General features: G+C 39.0%; 24 protein-coding genes. 11 read left to right on the top strand and 13 right to left on the bottom strand.

Going from position 1 to position 21,027, the window contains the following annotated elements:
- Nucleotides 1–6 precede the first annotated feature (6 nt).
- The 3 genes from ABFY81_RS18725 to pdxA are packed head-to-tail and all read right to left on the bottom strand — an operon-like array spanning nt 7 to nt 2,666.
- Nucleotides 7–846, bottom strand: coding sequence for a symmetrical bis(5'-nucleosyl)-tetraphosphatase (locus ABFY81_RS18725; RefSeq protein WP_347914386.1), 840 nt, complete (start codon nt 844–846; stop codon nt 7–9).
- Entirely contained in the window at nt 847–1,659 is an 813-nt protein-coding gene (gene rsmA / locus ABFY81_RS18720) for a 16S rRNA (adenine(1518)-N(6)/adenine(1519)-N(6))-dimethyltransferase RsmA (protein ID WP_004704118.1), read from the bottom strand.
- A gap of 23 nt (nt 1,660–1,682) precedes the next feature.
- Nucleotides 1,683–2,666: a 4-hydroxythreonine-4-phosphate dehydrogenase PdxA gene (pdxA, locus tag ABFY81_RS18715; RefSeq protein ID WP_347914385.1), complete on the bottom strand. Its 984-nt coding sequence runs from the start codon at nt 2,664–2,666 to the stop codon at nt 1,683–1,685.
- A 173-nt stretch (nt 2,667–2,839) separates the two neighbouring features.
- Here pdxA and rplM point away from each other — a divergent pair, with 173 nt between their 5' ends.
- From rplM to ABFY81_RS18670, 9 genes are all read left to right on the top strand, one after another.
- Nucleotides 2,840–3,268, top strand: coding sequence for a 50S ribosomal protein L13 (gene rplM, locus ABFY81_RS18710; protein WP_002117832.1), 429 nt, complete (start codon nt 2,840–2,842; stop codon nt 3,266–3,268).
- A 12-nt stretch (nt 3,269–3,280) separates the two neighbouring features.
- Entirely contained in the window at nt 3,281–3,667 is a 387-nt protein-coding gene (rpsI, locus tag ABFY81_RS18705; protein ID WP_002048725.1) for a 30S ribosomal protein S9, read from the top strand.
- Nucleotides 3,668–3,839: 172 nt separating this feature from the next.
- Nucleotides 3,840–4,493 carry a glutathione S-transferase N-terminal domain-containing protein gene (locus ABFY81_RS18700; RefSeq protein WP_049065027.1) on the top strand — a complete coding sequence of 218 codons (654 nt, stop codon included), beginning with the start codon at nt 3,840–3,842 and terminating at the stop codon, nt 4,491–4,493.
- Between the two features lie 6 nt (nt 4,494–4,499).
- Nucleotides 4,500–4,934, top strand: a complete 435-nt coding sequence (locus ABFY81_RS18695) for a ClpXP protease specificity-enhancing factor (protein WP_347914384.1) — start codon at nt 4,500–4,502, stop codon at nt 4,932–4,934.
- Between the two features lie 17 nt (nt 4,935–4,951).
- On the top strand, nt 4,952–5,608 hold the full coding sequence (locus ABFY81_RS18690; RefSeq protein WP_004704109.1) for a hypothetical protein: 657 nt from the start codon (nt 4,952–4,954) through the stop codon (nt 5,606–5,608).
- A gap of 336 nt (nt 5,609–5,944) precedes the next feature.
- Nucleotides 5,945–6,304 carry a hypothetical protein gene (locus tag ABFY81_RS18685; RefSeq protein ID WP_019456611.1) on the top strand — a complete coding sequence of 120 codons (360 nt, stop codon included), beginning with the start codon at nt 5,945–5,947 and terminating at the stop codon, nt 6,302–6,304.
- Nucleotides 6,305–6,386: 82 nt separating this feature from the next.
- Nucleotides 6,387–7,352 carry a hypothetical protein gene (locus ABFY81_RS18680; protein ID WP_004704103.1) on the top strand — a complete coding sequence of 322 codons (966 nt, stop codon included), beginning with the start codon at nt 6,387–6,389 and terminating at the stop codon, nt 7,350–7,352.
- An 8-nt stretch (nt 7,353–7,360) separates the two neighbouring features.
- Entirely contained in the window at nt 7,361–7,921 is a 561-nt protein-coding gene (locus ABFY81_RS18675) for an ATP/GTP-binding protein (protein WP_019456610.1), read from the top strand.
- Entirely contained in the window at nt 7,914–8,333 is a 420-nt protein-coding gene (locus ABFY81_RS18670) for a roadblock/LC7 domain-containing protein (protein WP_019456609.1), read from the top strand. The genes ABFY81_RS18675 and ABFY81_RS18670 overlap by 8 nt, the downstream gene beginning before the upstream one ends.
- A 46-nt stretch (nt 8,334–8,379) precedes the next feature.
- Here ABFY81_RS18670 and ABFY81_RS18665 read toward each other — a convergent pair whose 3' ends face one another.
- Genes ABFY81_RS18665 through ABFY81_RS18640 form a run of 6 tightly spaced genes read right to left on the bottom strand, consistent with a single transcriptional unit; the run spans nt 8,380 to nt 16,747 of the window.
- The gene (locus ABFY81_RS18665) at nt 8,380–10,320 is read right to left on the bottom strand and encodes an acetyl/propionyl/methylcrotonyl-CoA carboxylase subunit alpha (RefSeq protein ID WP_347914383.1); all 1,941 of its coding nucleotides are present in this window, start codon (nt 10,318–10,320) and stop codon (nt 8,380–8,382) included.
- 18 nt (nt 10,321–10,338) lie between these two features.
- Complete coding sequence (locus ABFY81_RS18660; protein ID WP_347914382.1) at nt 10,339–11,175, bottom strand: enoyl-CoA hydratase-related protein; 837 nt, start codon at nt 11,173–11,175, stop codon at nt 10,339–10,341.
- Between the two features lie 10 nt (nt 11,176–11,185).
- On the bottom strand, nt 11,186–12,343 hold the full coding sequence (locus ABFY81_RS18655; protein ID WP_347914381.1) for an acyl-CoA dehydrogenase family protein: 1,158 nt from the start codon (nt 12,341–12,343) through the stop codon (nt 11,186–11,188).
- A 42-nt stretch (nt 12,344–12,385) separates the two neighbouring features.
- Nucleotides 12,386–13,999, bottom strand: coding sequence for a carboxyl transferase domain-containing protein (locus ABFY81_RS18650; protein WP_347914380.1), 1,614 nt, complete (start codon nt 13,997–13,999; stop codon nt 12,386–12,388).
- 10 nt (nt 14,000–14,009) lie between these two features.
- The gene (locus ABFY81_RS18645) at nt 14,010–14,921 is read right to left on the bottom strand and encodes an SDR family oxidoreductase (RefSeq protein ID WP_347914379.1); all 912 of its coding nucleotides are present in this window, start codon (nt 14,919–14,921) and stop codon (nt 14,010–14,012) included.
- A gap of 20 nt (nt 14,922–14,941) precedes the next feature.
- A complete protein-coding gene (locus ABFY81_RS18640; protein ID WP_347914378.1) occupies nt 14,942–16,747 on the bottom strand; it encodes an acyclic terpene utilization AtuA family protein in 1,806 nt (601 codons plus the stop codon).
- A 186-nt stretch (nt 16,748–16,933) separates the two neighbouring features.
- Between ABFY81_RS18640 and ABFY81_RS18635 the strand changes: the two genes are divergently transcribed.
- Both ABFY81_RS18635 and ABFY81_RS18630 read left to right on the top strand, forming a co-directional pair.
- Entirely contained in the window at nt 16,934–17,533 is a 600-nt protein-coding gene (locus ABFY81_RS18635) for a TetR/AcrR family transcriptional regulator (protein ID WP_347914377.1), read from the top strand.
- On the top strand, nt 17,530–18,030 hold the full coding sequence (locus tag ABFY81_RS18630; RefSeq protein ID WP_347914376.1) for a GNAT family N-acetyltransferase: 501 nt from the start codon (nt 17,530–17,532) through the stop codon (nt 18,028–18,030). Before ABFY81_RS18635 ends, ABFY81_RS18630 begins: the two co-directional genes overlap by 4 nt.
- A 43-nt stretch (nt 18,031–18,073) precedes the next feature.
- Here the strand turns inward: ABFY81_RS18630 and ABFY81_RS18625 are convergent, their stop codons facing one another.
- The 4 genes from ABFY81_RS18625 to ABFY81_RS18610 form a co-directional block, all read right to left on the bottom strand.
- Nucleotides 18,074–19,237, bottom strand: a complete 1,164-nt coding sequence (locus ABFY81_RS18625) for an acyl-CoA dehydrogenase family protein (protein WP_347914375.1) — start codon at nt 19,235–19,237, stop codon at nt 18,074–18,076.
- A gap of 136 nt (nt 19,238–19,373) precedes the next feature.
- Nucleotides 19,374–19,937: a DUF4256 domain-containing protein gene (locus ABFY81_RS18620; protein ID WP_263614630.1), complete on the bottom strand. Its 564-nt coding sequence runs from the start codon at nt 19,935–19,937 to the stop codon at nt 19,374–19,376.
- A 20-nt stretch (nt 19,938–19,957) separates the two neighbouring features.
- The gene (locus ABFY81_RS18615) at nt 19,958–20,308 is read right to left on the bottom strand and encodes a GFA family protein (protein ID WP_347914374.1); all 351 of its coding nucleotides are present in this window, start codon (nt 20,306–20,308) and stop codon (nt 19,958–19,960) included.
- A gap of 128 nt (nt 20,309–20,436) precedes the next feature.
- On the bottom strand, nt 20,437–20,832 hold the full coding sequence (locus ABFY81_RS18610; protein WP_347914373.1) for a DUF2007 domain-containing protein: 396 nt from the start codon (nt 20,830–20,832) through the stop codon (nt 20,437–20,439).
- Nucleotides 20,833–21,027: the final 195 nt, after the last annotated feature.

Genomic DNA, 21,027 nt, shown 5'->3' with positions numbered 1-21,027 from the left:
TTTTTATTACATGACAGGATTAACTACTGAAAAACTTTGCTGGTCTTCAAGACGATAAGCAATTAAGTTTTTACCCCACACACAGCCACCATCTACGTTCTGAATATGTTCACTGATTATTCTGCCTTCTAGAGCAGCCCAATGACCAAAGAATACTTGATGTGTTTGTGCAGCTTTACTTGGAAATTCAAACCAAGGTAAATAACCTTCTGGCATAGGTGCATCTAAAGTATCTTTAAAACTAAATTCCAATCTACCTTCTGCATTAGTTAAACGCATGCGTGTTAAATAATTGGTAATACAGCGTAGGCGGTCATTACCAGTTAACTCATCTGTCCAAAGATCTGGTTTTGAACCATACATTTCAGCTAAAAAAGCATCTAATACAGACAGATCATCATGTGCTAATACAGCTTCAACTTCTTTCGCTAAAGCAGCCGTTTTTTTCGCATCCCAAATACAAGGTATACCAGCATGTGTTAGCACAGTTTGTTCATTTGGAAATAAACATAATGGCTGTTTACGTAACCAGTCGATGAGTTCATCACCATCCACAGCGTCAATAACATCCTGTGTACGATCTTTCTCTTTAATTTCTTTAAGACCACGAGCACAAGCAACCAGTGTTAAATCATGATTACCTAAGACGGTTGCAGCTGCTCCACGATCGGCTAGTTTTTTAATAAAACGAAGTGCACCGACAGAATTTTCTCCACGTGCAACTAAATCACCAGCAAACCAAATAAAATCTTGGTCAGGATCAAAACGTATTTCTTTCAGCAATGCTTTGAGTGCTTCAAAACAACCTTGAACATCTCCAATGATATAGTTATAGCGCTTGGTCATTTATGCCACCATTTGATCTGCCAAAGCGACAAACTCGGCAAGTGTCAGGGTTTCTGGACGAGCCATTGGGTCAACGCCTGCTTTCTCAAAGCCATCTTCTGCCAACATACCTTTAAGGCTGTTTCTTAGGGTTTTACGGCGCTGAGTAAACACGTGTGCAACCAAACGAGCTAAAGCTTTCTCATCTTTTGCAACAATCGGTTTTTGTTCATAAGGAACTAAACGGAATACAGCACTCGTTACTTTTGGTGGGGGATTAAATGCGCCTGCAGGAACTTCAAATAAAAATGTAGGCTGGCAATAATATTGAATCATTACCGATAAACGACCATATTCTTTTGTATTTGGTTCAGCAGTAATACGATCAACCACCTCTTTTTGCAGCATAAAGTGCATATCTTTGACTTTGCTACCAAATTCCAAGAGATGAAAAAGTAGTGGTGTTGAAATGTTATAAGGTAAATTGCCTACTACACGTAATGGTCGACCATCTTTTACGAGTTCACTAAAGTCATATTTTAATGCATCAGCTTCTACAATAGTTAAACGTTCTGGATGTGGAACACGCTCTGGCAAACCCGCTGCTAAGTCACGGTCTAACTCAACAACTGTTAAAGCATCACACTCTCCAATTAAAGGAGAAGTTAATGCAGCCAAGCCCGGACCAATTTCAACAATATTATCGCCTGTACGCGGATTGACAGAGCGTACAATTTTGGCAATGACTCGCTGATCATGTAAGAAGTTTTGACCAAAACGTTTACGAGCTTTATGCCCTTCATCTTTCGGGTTTAGGGCATTAATTTGATACATAGAACATTTCCAACATGAAAAATTTAACTCGCTGCCAACGATAAAGCTAAATCGACAGCGACATTTAAACTTGAGCTTTTTGCCAAACCTGTCCCAGCTAAAGACAGAGCAGTACCATGATCGACTGAAGTTCGAATAAACGGTAAGCCCAATGTGATATTAATTGCTTCACCAAAACCTTGTGATTTTAGCACAGGTAAGCCTTGATCATGGTACATGGCAAGAACAGCATCAGCATTTTTAAGATGTTCAGGAGTAAATAAAGTGTCTGCTGGCATACTTAAACTGATTTTAATGCCTTGAGAGCGGTAAGTTTCAAGAACCGGATTAATGGTATCAATCTCTTCACGACCTAAGTAACCATCTTCACCCGCATGAGGATTTAAGCCACACACCAAAATCCTTGGATCGGTAATTTTAAACTTAGTTTTTAAGTCGTGAAGCAAGATGTCTATTACTTGATGCAAGCGTTGTTTGGTAATTGCATCTGCTACATCTCTTAAAGGCAAATGTGTAGTCACTAAAGCAACTCGCAAGGTTTTAGTGGCGAGCATCATGACAACACGCTCTACACCTGCAAACTCTTGGTAATATTCGGTGTGACCACTAAACAAAATTCCTGCATCATTAATGACTGATTTTTGTACCGGCGCAGTAGCTACACCTACACTTTTACCTGACATTGCATAATCAGCTGAGCGACGTAGTTGCTCTAATACATAAGCAGCATTAGCTGGGTCTAATTGACCGTCAGTGACTTCTGTTTTTAATGCAACATGCTCTATATAAAGCTCACCTTGCAAAGATGATTGAGTCTGTCCGGTATACTCTAAAAACTTAATATCCAAGCCAAGCTTTTGAGCACGTTGTTGCAATAAATTTCGGTCAGCTAAAACAACAACCGGACGTTCATCAACTCGTTTCGCCAGACTTAAACAAATATCTGGACCAATACCGGCAGGCTCACCGGAAGTGACATATAAAGGCAGCACAATCACCCCCGACACATTTCTAAAATTTGAATTATTTTAACATATCCTACATTCATCGGATTAGGGATTAAATTATCTACCTTAAACTGGATTTTTCTTGTGACTTTGGACAAACTCGTTTAGAATGCTCGCTCCTTTTGTTTGGACAGATTCCATAGTCCAAACCAACTATAATAGGTAGTGGTTTAATGAAAACTCTCAGCGCTAAGCCAGCTGAAGTTCAACATGACTGGTATGTTGTTGATGCTTCTGGCAAAACTTTAGGTCGCCTTGCGACTGAAATCGCTCGTCGTTTACGCGGTAAGCATAAAACTTCTTATACTCCTCACGTTGACACTGGCGATTACATCGTTGTGATTAATGCTGAACAAGTTCAAGTGACTGGTAAAAAATCACTTGATAAGAAATATTATCGCCATACTGGTTTCCCTGGTGGTATCCGTGAGACTAACTTCGAGAAGTTAATTGCTCACAAACCTGAAGCTGTTCTTGAAAAAGCGGTTAAAGGCATGTTACCAAAAGGTCCTCTTGGTTATGCAATGATCAAAAAAATGAAAGTGTACGCTGGTACTGAGCATCCGCATGCTGCTCAACAGCCACAAGTTTTGGACATCTAAGGGATACAGCACATGGCTACTAATTATGGTACAGGTCGCCGTAAGACCGCAACTGCACGTGTTTTCTTGTCAGCTGGTACAGGCAAACTCGTTATTAACAACCGTACTTTAGAGCAATATTTCGGTCGTGAAACTGCTCGTATGGTTGTTCGTCAACCTTTAGAACTTTTAGAAGTTACTGAAAAGTTTGACCTTTACATCACTGTTAAAGGTGGTGGTATCGGTGGTCAAGCTGGCGCGATCCGTCACGGTATTACTCGTGCGCTTATCGCTGCTGACGAAACTTTAAAACCTGTTCTACGTCAAGCTGGTTTCGTTACTCGTGATGCTCGTGAAGTTGAACGTAAGAAACTTGGTTTACGTAAAGCTCGTAAACGTCCTCAATTCTCTAAACGTTAATTCGTTTACCGAATCGGACAAAAAGCCTTGGATTTTTCCAAGGCTTTTTTATTATAAAAACAGAACCAAAAGATAAGAACTTATAAATATAAAAACTATCTCTTTAGAACCGTGATTTCCTAGAGCATTTTTAGTATTCTAATCGATTCACTCAACCACGTCGTCTTGTGATATGTCGGTCGAAAATACCTCTATTCAGGGGATTACCCTTTACAGCCATGCTGATGATTTCCGTTCTCACTGGATTCGTTTCTTATTAGCAGAAAAACAAATTAAATATCAATTGATCATAACTGATCACGAAGATGAGGATTTAGCAAGTCTAAACCCTTATAACCAATTACCGATGCTCCTTGAGCAAAACCTGAAATTATTCTCAGCACCCATTATTGCTGAATATCTTGATGACCGATATCGTCAGAGCAAACTTTACGCCGATGCGCCAATGGCACGCGCAGAACAACGACAATATATTTGGCGTCTTGAAAATGATTGGTTCAAATTGGCTGATCATATGCTCAAGCATGCAGATACTTTAAATGTAGAACAAAAACAAAAAGCCCAAAAAGAACTACGTGAGACCTTAATTTCTCTTACTCCACTATTTCAGCATTTTCCTTACTTTATGTCGGAAAATTTTTCAATTTTGGATTGTATGCTCGCCCCAATTTTTGTGAGGCTGAATAGCATGGGAATTGATTTACCAAAGCAGCAGTGTCGGCCTATATTTTTGTACTGTAAACGTATCTTTAGCCGCCCTTCTTTTGTTAAATCAATGACGGCCCAAGAGAAAACCCGTTACAATGAACAATTAAATATGGAATAGTGTGATATGTCTGAGCAAACTATTGAATTAACCCCTACACGTCCTTATCTTGCTCGTGCAATCTATGAATGGATTTGCGATAACAAACTCACACCTTATTTACTTGTTGATGCAACACAGCCGCATACGGATGTACCACAACAATTTGTCAAAGATGGTCAAATCGTTTTAAACATTGTTCCACATGCTGTACATCAATTATTGATTACCAATGATGCTATTACTTTTTCAGCACGGTTTGGTGGAGTTTCCAAGAATATTTACGTGCCTATTCAAGCTGTTTTAGGCCTGTATGCACGTGAAAATGGTCAGGGTTTATTCTTTGATCCAGAAGAATATGCCAATGTCACTCCTGCAGAAAATGTAATCGAGCCAGAAGTACAAGAATCAACTGAAACAATACCGAGCAAGAAAAAACCAACATTAAGAATTTTAGATTAAATTTAGAGGAATAAAGTATGGCATTTGATTTAGTCCAATACTTTGCTGAGCAAATAAAAATTCAGAAGCCTCAGCTTTTAAATCAATATCCAGCAAATGAAAAGAATAAGCTGATTGATGAAGTTAACGTGCTAACACTTGGCAAGTTAATCAGCTTATGGCGTCAAGATGATAGTAAAATTTATAATGAAATAAAAACTGCTGATCCACTATATATTCAAGAAGTAGCACGCCATCTAACTACATCTAAACACAATCAATCAGTTTTAAAAAATACTGAGCTCGAACAAAGTATTTCTGAAATTCTCACATTACAGTTAACAGAGCTGAATCAGCTTGATGACACTGGTGGGTTCGGTCAAAATGGATTGAAAGAGCTCATCTTAGGTCAAGTTGAACATTTATCAGGCCAAGCGGAAGACTGGGTTTGGTCAACAAATCACCTAACAGAGTTAATTGGTTCTAAACCTGTTGAGCAAGAAGAGCTATCATTGGATACAACAATGAAGGAGTTTAACCAAATGGTTCATCAAGCCCAACCATCCCACGAAGATTTGCATATTGAAGAACAAACAATCGAAACTTCAGTTCCTACATGGTCAAAGATCATTGCTCCTGTAGTTGCTTTAGCAATCTTGGGTTATTTGTACTGTATTTATACTCAGCTTGTTTAATTTCATCATAAACATTAAAGGAGGAACAAATAGTTCCTCTTTTTTTATTTTAAAAACATAATTTATTATCCCATATTATTTTAACATTCTATTACAATTATTAAATTTTGAATAAAAATTATATAATGTAAACCTGAGCACAATATTAAAAGTATAATGCATAAATTTTCTTATAATATTTTTTATAATATGACATTTTTGGTCACTTACTTACCCAAACATCAATTTTAATTTAAACTTGTTTGATTGACTTAAACTTGGGTAGAAATATAATGATTTTTAACTACTTTTAAATAAAAAGTAGTAACTATAATTTTATAATCCTGAGAGATAAAAATGGCTAAACTTTCTTTAGATAGCTTAACTGAAATTGATGGTTTTGTTGCATCTGCACTTGTTGATTCAGAAAGTGGTTTATCACTTGCAACTCAAGGCGGTGGGGAAATTGATTTAGAATTGGCTGCTGCTGGAAATACAGAAGTCATTCGCGCAAAGAGAAATATCGCTAATGCATTGAAATTAAATGATAATATTGAGGATATTTTAATTACTTTAGGTAAAGCTTATCACTTAATTCGTCCATTAGAGAGTAATAACAACTTATTTCTTTATTTAGTACTTGATCGTACTAAAGCAAATTTGGCTATGGCTCGCCATGAGTTAAAGTCATTTGAAAAAGAGCTAGACTTCAGCTAATTGATTCAATTTATGCTCTTTATATTAATTATAAAGAGCATAAAAAATCACTACACTATTTAATAAAACTTAAAATGATACTATGGATAGTCATTGCATAAATATTGCAGTTTCAGGTTTAAGCTTAAAAGTTTCAGATGAATTAAAAATATTAATCCGAAATTTAATATCCAATCAATATGGGATTAATTGGGTTAACATTTCTAATAATAATATTGATTTATTAATCATTAACGAAAACTTTTTTGATGCAGATAACATTCAAAATATTCTTCAAAAGAAAAAAATTCCTTATTTAAAAATTACCAAAACACCTTCACAAAATGGAAATTCTATATATGAACATACTTTACACTTTCCTTTAGAAAAGTCAGAGCCCCTTCTATCTTGGCTACAAAAAAATGTATTAGCCTCTTTAGAATCTACTGCTATTAACTCTACGTCAGCTTTATCAAATGAAATGGCTCTCATAGATGGGCAATTTATAAAAAGTTTACATAGTCAGGAAAATACCAAATTACATTTATTTGATGATAAAGGTACGCTCGCTATTATTGATAACAGGACTCAGGTCGCTTGGGTAGAACCTTCTCGTCAAAAAGCACATACCAATATGAGTTTTAATTTTGCTTTTGCCAAAACCTCAGACTTTACAAAGGTTTCACGTAAAAAAGGTTATTACTTAAAAGATTGGTTATGGAATCTCATCTGGTATTCAAATGAATTTGAAAATTTAGCTTCGGCTGATGGTTATTTCAAAATAGATCATTGGCCGCAACCTTATCAAAAAGAATATAGAAAAATTAGCCTTCAGCTCTCTGCCTGCTTTATTCAGGGAGCCAAAGTCACTGATGTAGCAAAACAACTTAACCAACCAATCGATGTTATTTTACGTTTTATTACGGCTTGCTTAATGGCAAATAACGGACAATATGTTTCTGCAAATAAGTGTTCATACGCTCCTCAAACGAATTCAGAAGGCTCAAATAGTGAAAGTCATTTTTTTAAAAATTTCATAGGAAAAATTAGACGTCGTTTTGGTTTTTAAGGAACAGTATGATTATACAGCAATATAAAATTGTCTTTGCGGGCAGTATGGGGGCGGGAAAAACAGAAGCGATCAAATCGCTATCTGAAATTCCAATTTTAGGAACAGAAGCATTTAATACAGATGTAGAAAGCCATCAAAAATCACAAACAACAGTCGGAATTGATTACGGTGAAATTACACTAGATGATGGTGTTAAAATTGGCTTATATGGAACACCTGGACAAAGCCGTTTTGATTTTATCTGGTCAGTTATTTGTGAAGGCGCAATCGGTATTATTCTTCTATTAGATCATAATAGCCCAAGTGCTATTAGCGAGCTAGAAAGCTATTTGGAAACCTTTAAAAACTATAATAATAATATTGCGATTGGTATTACACATATTGATGAAAATAAAGAATCTTCACTTCAGCAGTATCGTAATTGGTTAACAGAAAATGAACTTCAATATCCATTATTTTTTATTGATGCAAGAGAACAAGAGCACATTTCAATGATGGTTGAATCATTAATTGCATCACTTGAAGTTAAGGTAGGCGCAACATCTCAAGGGAAAGATCATGCTTAGTATTCCAGTTCAAAAACGCACCGCTCCAACACAATTGCTACAACTTGCAAAAAGTGAAGCCCAAAAAATTCTGATGAATACACGTGGTGTAGACTTTGTGATGATTTGTTCTTCAGATGGGTTTGAATTGGCAACAGTCAGCCATAAGAACTATCATAACACCACTAAATTAGCAGCGGTGAGTAGTTCGATTTTGGCAATGGTCACTGCATTCTTAAAAGAAATTCAACTGACTGGCTGTAATAACATCACCTTAGATGCTGATAATGGCAAAGCCATTTTAACAGCCATTCCAGCGATCCATCACCCGATGGTGATGGTTACCCTAAGTAATAGAGATGTACTTTTAGGGCAACTGCTTTACAGTCTAAAAAAAGCAAGCCAAGTGATTGCAGAGGCAGATGGAGAATAACCCACACGGCTATAAAAAAATACCGCCCAATAAGAGCGGTATTTTTTTATACTTGGATACTAAATAGCATTTGCCGTTTTTTAACTTGCTGCCCTTGTTGGCCTAAAACGTCTTCAATAATCCCATCTACATCAGATTTTATCTGCTGCTGGATTTTCATAGCTTCAAGCACCAGTAAGGTCTGACCTTTCACCACTTGATCGCCTTTATTCACCAGAATATTAACCACAGCACCATCCATTGGTGCACGAATTTTGCCATCACCAGCCGCATCAACTGTTTCTGGAGCGGCATAAGTTACGTTGCGAATTGCAACATTGCCATTATCTCGATCTAAATAAAGCTGATCACCATCTAATACATATTGGACACGGCGACGCACACCATTAATTAAATAAACTAGGTAATCTGGCGTTCTCTCAAGTACTTCAATGCAAACTGTTTGATCACAGAACTGGGCCGTGAATGTGTTATTTACAGATGAAAGCTGCAATTGGATTTGCTGATCATCATATTTAAGCTTTAATGGTAATGGTACGCCAAGCCCAGTTTGCCACATCGTAGTATTTTTACTTTGACTAAATAATGCCGCAGCAATCGCTAATGTTTCTAAACATAGAACCTGCTTATGTAAGCTGCTGTCATTTTGAAAATGCTGTTGAATGAACGCAGTATTGGTATCCCCTGTAACAACGACTGGATGACGTAATAAATTGACCAAAAATTGTTTATTACTGTTTACACCTAGCAAAACACAATCATCTACGGCACGAGCCAGTAAGCGAATCGCATCCTCACGGGTTTTACCGTATGCAATCACCTTTGCTACCATCGGATCGTAAAATGGACTGACTTCATCGGTTGCTAACATGGCATGATCGATTCGCACATTTGGTAAAGTTGCAGGCTGCCATCGTAAAACCTTCCCTGTTTGTGGTAAGAAATCCTGACGTGGGTCTTCGGCATACAAACGCACCTCGATTGCATGACCGTTTAACATCAATTCATGTTGTTGCAAAGGCAATTGTTCACCATTGGCTACACGTAACTGCCATTCAACTAGATCTAGTCCCGTAATAAGTTCGGTTACCGGATGCTCGACCTGCAAGCGTGTATTCATTTCTAAGAAATAAAATGCACCGGATGCATCAAGCAAAAACTCAACTGTACCGGCCCCTACATAAGCACATGCTTTTGCTGCTGCTACAGCTGCCTCACCCATTTGCTGACGTAGTTCAGGTGTCATGACTGGACACGGCGCCTCTTCAACTACTTTTTGATGGCGGCGTTGGATTGAACAATCACGCTCAAACAAATAAACATAATTGCCATGAGTATCACCAAAAACCTGAATTTCGACATGGCGCGGAGCAATGACTGCTTTTTCTAAAATAAGCTCACCTGAACCAAATGCATTTTCAGCTTCTGAACGCGCAGTTTGTAAAGCTTCAATCAATTCGGATGATTGTTGTACCAAACGCATTCCACGACCACCACCACCCGCAGAAGCTTTGACCATAATTGGAAAACCAACCTGTTCGGCTTGTCCTGCTAAGTATTCGAGATCCTGTCGGTCACCTTCATAGCCCGGTACACAAGGTACGCCTGCTTCAATCATGGCAATTTTTGAAAGTCGCTTACTTCCCATTAACTCAATTGCAGAAGCTGTTGGCCCAATAAATGTAATCTGGTTGTCGATACAGGCCTGAGCAAAATCAGTATTTTCAGACAAAAAGCCATAACCGGGGTGAACTGCATCAGCACCTGTTTTTTTGCATGCATCTATTATTTTGCCAATTGAAAGATAAGATTCAGATACTTTTGAAGCACCAATATAGACAGCCTCATCGGCCTCTTGCACATGCCGAGCATTACGGTCTACATCCGAATAAACTGCGACAGTTTGATAGCCCATTGCCTTAGCAGTTTGCATGACTCGAACTGCAATTTCACCACGATTGGCAATCAGTACTTTTGAAAATTTCATTATTTTTATCCTTATCTCTTATGATTCATCGGCCCAATTCGGTAACCGTTTCTGGATAAAAGCCATCGTTCCTTCTTGTCCTTCGGCACCACCAACCGCTTGAGCAAAATGCTGAGCTGCGTCATTGAGCAATTCATTTAAAGGCTCATTGAGTGTTTGATGTAACAGAGCTTTAGTCACACGCGAAGCTTGAGGAGCTGTTCGTTTAATGTGTTGAATGGTTTCCTCTAGAGCTTGCTCTAGTTCGATTTCATTATGTGCAATTTGATGAACCACTCCGACACTTAGTGCTGTATGCCCGTCAAAGCGCATGCCTAATAAAGCTAATCGACGAGCCTGTGTCAGGCCAATACGCTTCACCACAAAGGGAGCAATTTGCGCAGGAATCACCCCAAGTCCCGTTTCAGGTAAACCAAACTGAGTATTGTCACGGCTAATGGAAACATCAGAAACACATGCTAGCCCAAAACCTCCACCTAACACCGCACCTTCTAAAATGACCACAACAGTTTGCGGTGCAGCTTCAACTTGCTCAAGCATGGTACCAAAACGGCGGTTAAAGTCAGCATAAGGTTGTAAGCTACCAACATTAGTTGCTTCAACACGCAAAGCCGCCATGTCTTTAATGTCACCACCTGCACAAAAAGTTCCGCCTTCCCCACGGATAATTACTGCACGAATTGAAAGGTCATCGCGAATGGCATTAAAGACTTGTTGAATGGCATTGACCATCTTCAAGTTCATGGCATTACGGCTCTCCGGTCGATTTAACCAGAGATATAAAATACTGCCGTCTTGTTCTAATTGAATGCTGTCATCAATATCTAAAACTTGTAGAGATGCTGAAAGTGTCATGGCTGATTCCTTATTTTTGTTTTTTTGGCAAGATATCCATAAGTTTGCAGATAATCCCCAACATAATCTCATCTGCCCCACCACCAATAGACCCTAAGCGACCATCACGGTACAGCTGTGATGCAGGGTTATCCCACATAAAGCCGTTACCACCCCAATATTGCAGACAGCTATCGGCAACTTCACGGGTTAAACGTCCTGCTTTTAGTTTTGCCATAGATGCCAGCTTGGTCACATCTTCCCCAGCAATATGCTGTTCACAAGCTTGATAGGTTAAGGCTTTAAGCGCTTCCACTTCGGTCATGAGTTCAGCAAAACGAAAATGGATATATTGGTTATTAATGAGGGGTTGATCAAAAGTGGTACGCTCTTTTGTATAGTCGATGGTCTTTTGGATTAAATTTTCCAACCCGCCAATGGCATTGGCACAAGCCCATAGGCGCTCTTCTTGAAATTGCATCATCTGCATCATGAAGCCCATACCTTCAACACCAACCAAGTTACGTTGAGGTACACGGACATTGTCTAAATAAACTTGCGCTGTGGTGGTTGAACGCATCCCTAATTTATTAAGTGGCTCGGAAAAACTGATCCCTTTAGTTTTTGCTGGCACAATAATCATCGACTTGTTGACGTGAGGTTTATCGTCAGATGTGTTGGCTAAAAGGCAGAAAAAGTCGGCTTGTAATGAGTTGGTAATCCACATTTTGCTGCCGTTAATGACATAGTCATCGCCATCTTTTTTAGCAGTCGTTTTAATAGCAGCAACATCCGAACCAGCATGCACTTCCGATACTGCAATTGAGGCAACATATTCCCCAGCAATGGCTGGTGTTAAAAACTCATCACGTAACTCTTTACTACCAAAACGTGCCAAAGCAGGTGTTGCCATGTCCGTTTGTACACCAATAGCTAAAGGCACCCCGCCGCAAGCCGCATATCCAATTTCTTCTGCAACCACAAGGTTATAGGAATAATCTAACGCTAAACCGCCATTTTCCTCAGGCTTACAAATCCCCAATAAACCAAGATCACCCATTTTTTTAAATACGTCGTGGATTGGAAATTGCCCCGCAGCTTCCCATTCTGGAATATGTGGATTCAGCTCATTTTGAACAAATTGACGAGCTGTACGGCGTAATGCTTCATGTTCGACAGTAAATTTCATGGTGTTATTCCTATTAATTTTTTTAATTGCGGTAAAGGTTGATTAAAAACGGGACACCCCAAAACGAGTTGGATTTAGCTCTCGTTGCTGTGCTGCATAAATGGTTTGTAAAAGGAAAATTAATAATTTTCGGGTATCTCGCGGATCGATAATGCCGTCATCATGTAGCATGGCCGTATTGAAAAGAGCGGTAGATTGCTGCTCTAATTTCATAGCCGTACTTTGCTCAAGAAAATCGAGCATTTGCGGATTCGGTTCCTGACCAGAAGCTTTTTGTTTTCCTTCGGCAACAATACGCAGTACTTTTCCAGCTTGTGCAGATCCCATGACAGCAACATGCGAATTTGGCCATGCAAAAATAAAGTCTGGCGATAAACTCCGACCACACATTGCGTAGTTACCAGCACCATATGAGCCTGCCACAACAATTGAAATTCTAGGTACAGAACAATTCGCAACAGCTTGAATAAGTTTCGAGCCATGCTTGATAATGCCATTTTGCTCGGCATCGGTTCCCACCATGAAACCGGTGGTGTTATGCAAGAACAATAATGGACGCTTGGTCTGTTCACACAAGTGTATAAACTGAGCTGCTTTCGCTGCTCCTTGAGGCGTAATCGGACCATTATTGGTAATAATACCGATATGTAATCCACCAATCTTTGCCCAACCACAAACCGTTAAATCATCATATTCCTGTTTAAATTCTAGAAAATCTGAATCATCAATAATGCGGGCAACCACTTCTTTCATGTTAAATGGTTGTTTAGGGTCATTTGGAATCAACCCCAACAGTTCATCGGCATCGTAACGAGGTTCTTTATAAGTCGTTTCAACTGGTTTGATTTGCTCTTTCCAGTTCAGATGTTCAAAAATTTCCCGTGCAAGTCGAATACCATCAGCGTCATTTTCAGCTAAATATTCTGCTGTTCCGGCAACCTGTGCATGCATTTCAGCCCCACCCAATTCCTCCGCTGTAGCGACTTCACCCGTGGCAGCCAGAAGTAAAGGTGGACCTGCAAGAAGCATTTCGGTTTGTTTGCGTACAGCAATGACATAATCGGAAAGACCGGGTTGATAAGCCCCTCCTGCCGTTGCATTACCATGCACCACTGCAAGTTGAGGAATACCAGCCGCAGAAAGACGTGCCTGATTTGCAAAGGTCATACCACCATAGGTAAATACTTCAGCCGCATAATTTAAGTTGGCGCCACCACTTTCGGTCAGCGTAATCAGGGGGAGTTTTTGTTCTAAGGCAATTTTTTGCAAACGCAAAGTTTTTTGTACGCCCATAGGGGACATGGTCCCACCTTTAATCGCGCTATTACTTGCAGAAACCAGACAACGCACACCACTGACAAAACCAATGCCAGCAATCACACCACCACCCGCTTCTGAACCATCTTTATCATCATGCATGTTGTAGCCAACCAAACCACAAAGCTCAATAAAAGATGAATCAGCGTCAAGTAATAACCGCACCCGCTCATGCGGCAAAATCTTGCCTTTTTTATCGAACTTCGGTTTGGCAGCATACGATTTATCAATACTTTTTTGTTGAATTGCACGGACTTCACTCAGCTGAGCAAGCAGTGCCTCTTTATTTTTTTGATACTGTTGACTACCAACAGCAATTTCGGATTGAAGAATGGTCATTTTTTATTCCTCACTCCGAGCCTGAATTATTGCTTTGCTCGACTTTTTCAGTCTTATCTTTTTTAAAAATTTCAGGAATAAATGCACGATGGAAACCATTATAAGACTGACTATTTGTCGCCTCAGCTAGTGGATACATGCGTGTTCCTTGTGAGGCAGCACCATCAATACGTAAGGTCACACCAGAAACAAAAGCTGCAGCATCGGACAGTAAATAACAAATCGCCGACGATACTTCTGACTCAGTTCCCATACGTTTTAGCGGTACATTGCCAGCAAGATTTGGAATAATTACTTTGGCAAAATCACCGCTATAATTATCCATACCAGATGACACAATCCACCCCGGTGCAACCGCATTTACACGAACGCCAGATTTGCCCCACTCAACCGATGCTGTTTTAGTTAAGTTATCAACTCCTGAACGCGCAGCACCAGAATGTCCCATTCCCGGCATACCGCCCCACATATCAGCAGCCATATTGACAATACTGCCACCATGTTTAGCCATCCATTGGTTATAAGCTTCACGCATTAGATAGAAAGTTGCGTGTAAATTATTACGCACGACTGCATCGAAACCATTCGCTGAAATATTCTCTAAAGCTGAGGGGAACTGCCCGCCTGCATTATTTACCAAACCATCGAGTTTGCCGAATTTCTCAATCACTTCAGCAATCATATTTTTCACTTGTTCTTCTTCACGGTTATCACAAACAATGAAATGAACCCGCCCATCATCTTCTATAATTTCTTGGCTTACTTTCTCTAATTTTTCAATTTTTCGTCCTGTAATCACCACTTGGGCACCAAGAGCAGCAAGCTCATGTGCAGTACAGCGGCCTATTCCTGAGCCACCACCTGTCACAATGACTACTTTATTAGCAAAAGCATCTGGTCTAAAAATTGATTGATAACTCATCTTCGTTTCATCCATTCATTTTATTTTTCTAAAAGATGTGCCGGAACTTTGACAGGCATATCCAATAATTGTTGTGCAAATGCTTTACCTTGTGGGTCGATACGTAGACTTGCAACACCACCGCCACCCAAGGCATTCTCCAACATAAAATTCAGTGCATTTAAACCCGGTAACTCATAACGAATTACTCGCCCTTTCTCAGCATCCAATACATGCTGCATATAACTTGCAACTGTCTGTTCAGTTAGTGCTACACGAATCCACGGTAAATATTCTGCTTTACGTGCAATCACACCGATATTGCTGTGATTGCCTTTATCACCACTGCGGGCATGCGCAATTTCAATCAAAGGAACTTCAATTTCATTCCCTTGATAAACCGCACTTACACCCGCTGCTAAAGTATTGAATTGCTCTGTAGAAGTGCCCCGAGGAATCTCAACCGGATAGCGGCTCCCATCAAAATCGATTTCGACATTGATCTGATTTTTATCAATTAAAAATGAAAATAACTTAATCACTGGAGATGCTTTTGGTCGACCACCAACAATTCCTGCCAAGGCTGGAGCCATACCTGTCGAAGCTTGTGCAATTTCAGATGCAAAGAACATACATGCTTCTTTAAACATATGTTTTACAGCTATTTTGACCACAACTTCACGACTATTTAATGTTTGGGCATGTTCGCCATAGGTACTTTCAATACCTAAAATCTCAACAGACTTTTCACTAAATGGCGGCACCGAACGCATTGCTAAAACACGCTCACACTTCGTCAAAATCGCATCGGCAATGACTTGTGCTTTTTGTGGTGCCTCACGTCCTGCAATTAAAAAACTCACTAAAACCCGATAACCATCAGGATAAGTTGCACTCACTTTATATTGCGCAGTCGGAGCTAGCCCTTTTGCACCCGTCACACGAACTCGGTGCTCCCCGACTTGCTCTAAGTGCACGTGGCTGAAATCAGCAATTACGTCAGGTAGTAAATATGCTTGGGGATTGCCAATTTCATAAACAATTTGTTCAGCAACCGTGGCGGTAGAAACCAGACCACCTGTCCCTTGTGGTTTGGTCACAACGAATGAACCATCTTCACTCACTTCGACCACTGGAAATCCCATGTTGTCGAAACCCTGTACTAGGCGCCAATCGGTAAAATTACCGCCCGTACATTGCGCACCACATTCAATGACATGACCTGCCAGCGAGCCTTGTGCCAACTTATCGTAGTCATCTAAAGACCATTGATATTCATGAAGTAAAGGGGCAAGCACCACTGCCGAATCAACTACTCGACCAGTAATCACAATATCTGCGCCTAAATTTAAAGCATCGCGAATAGCCACCGCACCTAAATAAGCATTACTGCTTGCCACCTGTTCTGGCAAAGCTTCACCGCTAAACATTTCCTGAATATTTTGCTGTTTGAGTTGTTCATGCTGCGCTAAAAGATCATCGCCTAAAACCACGGCAACTTTCAGATCTAGACCATATTCTTTAATTATTTTTTGCAAGGCATCTCGACACGCCAGTGGATTAACACCACCAGCATTACTAATCACCTTAATCTTTTTTTCTGCAATTTTTTTAAGTAGGGGTGCCATCACTCGGCTGACAAAATCCAATGCATAGCCGTGCTTTGGTTCCACCATCTTCGCTTTTCCCATAATCGACATGGTAATCTCTGACAAATAATCAAAAACCAAATAATTAATATCGGTTAGATGCACTAATTGGAAAGCGGCAGTATTGGTGTCTCCCCAAAAACCTGAAGCACAGCCTATTTTTACGACACGCTCATCATCCTGTTGATTACTTGCCATCTTATTTCTCATTATTTTGTTTAAAAATTACACTAAACATTACCAAGCAAGCGCTTGGTTTGTAAAGAGCAAAATGTTATTGTGAAATTGACCAAAACTGCCAAACTCGACAGCTCAGCTAAAACATGATGAGATTTGGCAAACTTTTCTGTTAAGTATTTTTTATATAAAGGATCCGGCTTTCGCATGATTGCTACTTCAATTGAACAGATTCCAAATATTTCTTGCTTTGACGATAGCCCACGTGGTCGTTTATTACGGGGGGCTGCCTATCTATTTCACAAACAAGGCTATGATAAAACCACCGTACGCGAACTTGCTCAATTTATTGGAATCCAGTCGGGAAGCTTATTCCACCACTTTAAAAGTAAAGATGACATCCTCGCTCACGTGATGGAGGAAACCATTATTTACAATCTTGCTCGTTTACAAGATGCGGCAGCTCAATCTACCAATCCAGAACAACAACTCCGTGCTCTTATTAAATCTGAACTCATTTCAATTACTGGAGATACAGGTGCAGCCATGGCTGTTTTGGTTTATGAATGGTTTGCCCTATCAAAAGAAAAACAAGATTATCTTTTAAAAATACGTAACGAATATGAGCAAATCTGGTTAGATATTATTGAAAAGTTACGTACCCAGGGCAAGGTAAAACATGATGCCTTTATTTGGCGAAGATTAGTTGGTGGTGCAATTTCATGGACCGTAACTTGGTATAAAGCTCAGGGTAAAGTCAAAATTGATGAGTTAACCGAAATGGTCTGGGAGATGGCTTTGAAATGAGTCTAGTCTATTTACGTAAACCCAAGAAAAATGACCTTGCAGAAATTAAAGAAGCTTATGCACGTAGTGTTCAATTACATCAACCGTGGGCATATCCCCCAGCTGACTTTCACACATATTTAGAACAAGAGCATCGCTATTTTGTCTGTTTAACCGATAGCCATGCAATCGCCGGAACATTTAATATTTCAAATATTATACGCGGTCACTTTCATTCAGCCTATTTGGGTTATGAAGCATTTCACCCCTATCAATGTCATGGCTATATGACGCAAGGCCTCAAATTATTACTCAATGAAGCATTCAAAAATTTAAATTTACATAGGTTAGAAGCGAATATACAACCTGACAATATTGCTTCGATTCAATTAGTGACCCAAGCTGGTTTCATTAAAGAAGGTTTTTCTCGGCAATATCTTCGAATTGGAGAAAAAACATGGAAAGATCATGAACGTTGGGCAATTTTAAATGAGAAATGGATAGAACCATCTCAGTAAACTCTGAATGAGATGGTTTATACAAGCAAAACCTACTCTAAAATTAATAACCTAACTGCTTACTAATCAAATCTTTCATAATTTCTTCAGCACCACCACCAATCATATTGACCTTCACTTCACGGTAAATACGTTCAGATTTAGTTCCACGCATAAAACCCATGCCTCCCAATGTTTGTACAGCCGCATCAGCGCAAAATTGCATAGTGCGAGTCGCAACATTTTTCAGCATCGAAATTTGAGCCACCAACTCAGGCCCTTGTAGTTTTGGCTGAGTCATTTTCCATGCAGTTTCTTCAAGCAATGCCCGTGTTGAGGTTAATTGCGTTGCCATATCTACCAATTTATGACGAACCACTTGATGATCAATTAATCTCTTACCAAAAGTTTTTCGTTGCTGTGCCCAGTCTAAAGCTTCTTCATAACAGACTAATGCATACCCATAAGCGACTACTCCCAAGAAGAACCGCTCCATATTAAAGTTATTCATAATAACTTTAAAACCAGCGTTTTCTTTGCCGAGCAGATTTGATATAGGTACTCGTACTTGATCAAAATGCAAATGAGCTGTATCAGAAGCCCACCATCCCATTTTCTTTAAAGGTGTTTTAGTAATTCCTTCACTGTGCGCATTAACGAGCAACATTGAAATACCTTCTGCACCTGTTTTAGTTGGGTCTGTACGCACTGCAACTGTATAGTAATCTGCACGAATTCCCGATGTGATAAACGTTTTCTCACCCGAGACAATATAGTAATCACCATCACGAACAGCTTTAGTCTGTAATGCAGCGACATCCGAGCCACCACCAGGTTCTGTAATAGCTAAAGCAGAAATTTTTTCACCAGAAATAATACCTGGCAGGACTCTCGCCTTTAACTCCTCACTTCCAAAATGCTGAATGGGAGGGGCGCCAATTGTGTGCACCATAAGTGAGGTATGTACTCCCCCAGAACCCGCCTTTGCCATTTCAATACCAGCTAGTAATGAATAGAATGGATCTGCATCAGGAATACCACCGTATTCTTCAGAAAAACCTAGCCCCAATAAACCAATTTCAGCAGCCTTTCTATAAAGTTCTCTAGGAAATGTCTCAGCCTCATCCCACTCATTAACAAAAGGTGCCATTTCTTTTTGTACAAATCGGCGAACATTGTCAGCAAAAGCAATGTGTTGTTCATTATAGTAAATTGGATTGAGTTGCATGTTTAGAAATGTCCTGATCTTTTTATTTAATTCCTAAACATATCTTGTCATGTTTACAGTCAATCAAAAGTTGCAAGAATCTCCATTTTCTTGGCATAAAACATCAAACAGAATTATTTTTATTTATGCACAACGCCTATACTCTTAAGCAGCAACGAAAACCACGAACAGCATAATAAGACTGTGCTCCATTATGATAAATGAATACCCGACCATAACGTCGATCAGCAAAAATAGCTCCATCTAACCGTCGAATCTCATCTGGAGTTTTGAGCCAACTTGATGTTTTAAGATCAAATTCCTCTAACTTTTGTAATTCATGGTATTGCTCTTCTGTGAGAAGCTCAGCTCCCATTTCTTTAGCTACATCGATTGCACTATTTTTGGGAGGATGATCTTTTCTAGCCTCCAAAGCCTCTCGATCATAACAAAAGCTTCTACGACCTTTGGGTGTCTCAGGAGAACAATCAACAAATAAATACTCATCCTTCTGTTGATCATAAGAGATAACATCTGGTTCTCCTCCAGTGTTTTCCATTTCTTGCAATGACCATAATTTTTCAGGAAATTTAATGAGTTTAGCCTGTAGATCAGTCCAATTCATTTCTTTATGGCGATGTGTGTTATTTTCAAATCTCTTCTTTAACAGTTCAAGCAGTGAATCTAATTGTGTTTGAGTTAATTGTTTTTTAGTTGTCATTGAATAAATCCTTATAATTATTAAACTGAACGTCCATCAAAATAATTTATTTTTATTTTATCTAAGTCAATGTCATCTATACATCGAACATTAATCGCAAAAATAGAATTACCTTGAGGATCTATACCTTGAGCATAGGGATGAATACCGCAATTTTTACAGAAATGATGATTAATCACATGCTTGTTAAAAGTGTAATTCGCTAAAATATCAGGAGAATCTAAAGTAACTGTAACTTGATTAGTGGGTAGGAACCAAAGTAAAGACCCTTTCTTTTGGCAAATGGAACAATTACAAGATAAAACTTCTATTAGCTCACCTTCTACGACAAACTTCACCTGTCCGCAGTGACAACTTCCTTTATATTCCATAACATTCTTCCCTTTATAATTTTTTATAGTTTTATAATATTCTTTGTTATAGATCAATTTTCAACCCAATTCCAATTTTGGCTTTTTCCTCATAATAAACCCTAATAAATTGAAGTAATTATCAATCACTAACTCCAAAAATATTGGCATTGTTTGCATCTATTACTATTTTTAAAAGAAAACAAAGGTAAACCAAAGAACATGAAAGCCACAAAGGCTGATTTTTTCCCTTGTGTGTAGGCTTCAATATCATAACTTCCACAGTTAGGACATTGCTCTTTATTTTTTCCAAATTCTTGCTCTAAGTCTTCACTAAAATCTTTTTCAAGGAAAGCTTTCGCATCATCAACATCTTTTTCTAGTACTAATAAACGAACTCCACCCAATGCATTTGAATAAAACCAGTCCATATTAATTGTATGTTCATTTTCAATACGAGCAGGGATTCCAAAAGCCTCTAATTGAGTTTTTGCAATTTGTGCCTCATACGGAAACGAAAAAGTTTTAACTAAGATCCATTGCATATTAAATTTATAGTAAGGTGAATAGTTTCAGAGTAACTTCATTTCTTTATTAATTGAATTAAATTTTAATGTTTAAAGATTAAGGATCAGTAATTAACTTTCCACTTTTATTCCGCGCAATAAGCAACACCCCGGTTTCTTTCGAGACCGGGGTGTTTGGAATAATGAGCTGGCGATGACTTACTCTCACATGGG

Source organism: Acinetobacter sp. WA-87 (genome assembly GCF_039938935.1).
Lineage (GTDB): Bacteria > Pseudomonadota > Gammaproteobacteria > Pseudomonadales > Moraxellaceae > Acinetobacter > Acinetobacter seifertii.
This window is presented reverse-complemented; position numbering and strand designations above follow the sequence as displayed.

Coding starts and splice junctions, on each gene's coding strand:
- ABFY81_RS18725 (WP_347914386.1), bottom strand. CDS start 846: ATGACCAAGCGCTATAACTATATCATTGGAGATGTTCAAGGTTGTTTT.
- rsmA (WP_004704118.1), bottom strand. CDS start 1,659: ATGTATCAAATTAATGCCCTAAACCCGAAAGATGAAGGGCATAAAGCT.
- rplM (WP_002117832.1), top strand. CDS start 2,840: ATGAAAACTCTCAGCGCTAAGCCAGCTGAAGTTCAACATGACTGGTAT.
- rpsI (WP_002048725.1), top strand. CDS start 3,281: ATGGCTACTAATTATGGTACAGGTCGCCGTAAGACCGCAACTGCACGT.
- ABFY81_RS18700 (WP_049065027.1), top strand. CDS start 3,840: ATGTCGGTCGAAAATACCTCTATTCAGGGGATTACCCTTTACAGCCAT.
- ABFY81_RS18695 (WP_347914384.1), top strand. CDS start 4,500: ATGTCTGAGCAAACTATTGAATTAACCCCTACACGTCCTTATCTTGCT.
- ABFY81_RS18690 (WP_004704109.1), top strand. CDS start 4,952: ATGGCATTTGATTTAGTCCAATACTTTGCTGAGCAAATAAAAATTCAG.
- ABFY81_RS18685 (WP_019456611.1), top strand. CDS start 5,945: ATGGCTAAACTTTCTTTAGATAGCTTAACTGAAATTGATGGTTTTGTT.
- ABFY81_RS18680 (WP_004704103.1), top strand. CDS start 6,387: ATGGATAGTCATTGCATAAATATTGCAGTTTCAGGTTTAAGCTTAAAA.
- ABFY81_RS18675 (WP_019456610.1), top strand. CDS start 7,361: ATGATTATACAGCAATATAAAATTGTCTTTGCGGGCAGTATGGGGGCG.
- ABFY81_RS18670 (WP_019456609.1), top strand. CDS start 7,914: ATGCTTAGTATTCCAGTTCAAAAACGCACCGCTCCAACACAATTGCTA.
- ABFY81_RS18665 (WP_347914383.1), bottom strand. CDS start 10,320: ATGAAATTTTCAAAAGTACTGATTGCCAATCGTGGTGAAATTGCAGTT.
- ABFY81_RS18660 (WP_347914382.1), bottom strand. CDS start 11,175: ATGACACTTTCAGCATCTCTACAAGTTTTAGATATTGATGACAGCATT.
- ABFY81_RS18655 (WP_347914381.1), bottom strand. CDS start 12,343: ATGAAATTTACTGTCGAACATGAAGCATTACGCCGTACAGCTCGTCAA.
- ABFY81_RS18650 (WP_347914380.1), bottom strand. CDS start 13,999: ATGACCATTCTTCAATCCGAAATTGCTGTTGGTAGTCAACAGTATCAA.
- ABFY81_RS18645 (WP_347914379.1), bottom strand. CDS start 14,921: ATGAGTTATCAATCAATTTTTAGACCAGATGCTTTTGCTAATAAAGTA.
- ABFY81_RS18640 (WP_347914378.1), bottom strand. CDS start 16,747: ATGGCAAGTAATCAACAGGATGATGAGCGTGTCGTAAAAATAGGCTGT.
- ABFY81_RS18635 (WP_347914377.1), top strand. CDS start 16,934: ATGATTGCTACTTCAATTGAACAGATTCCAAATATTTCTTGCTTTGAC.
- ABFY81_RS18630 (WP_347914376.1), top strand. CDS start 17,530: ATGAGTCTAGTCTATTTACGTAAACCCAAGAAAAATGACCTTGCAGAA.
- ABFY81_RS18625 (WP_347914375.1), bottom strand. CDS start 19,237: ATGCAACTCAATCCAATTTACTATAATGAACAACACATTGCTTTTGCT.
- ABFY81_RS18620 (WP_263614630.1), bottom strand. CDS start 19,937: ATGACAACTAAAAAACAATTAACTCAAACACAATTAGATTCACTGCTT.
- ABFY81_RS18615 (WP_347914374.1), bottom strand. CDS start 20,308: ATGGAATATAAAGGAAGTTGTCACTGCGGACAGGTGAAGTTTGTCGTA.
- ABFY81_RS18610 (WP_347914373.1), bottom strand. CDS start 20,832: ATGCAATGGATCTTAGTTAAAACTTTTTCGTTTCCGTATGAGGCACAA.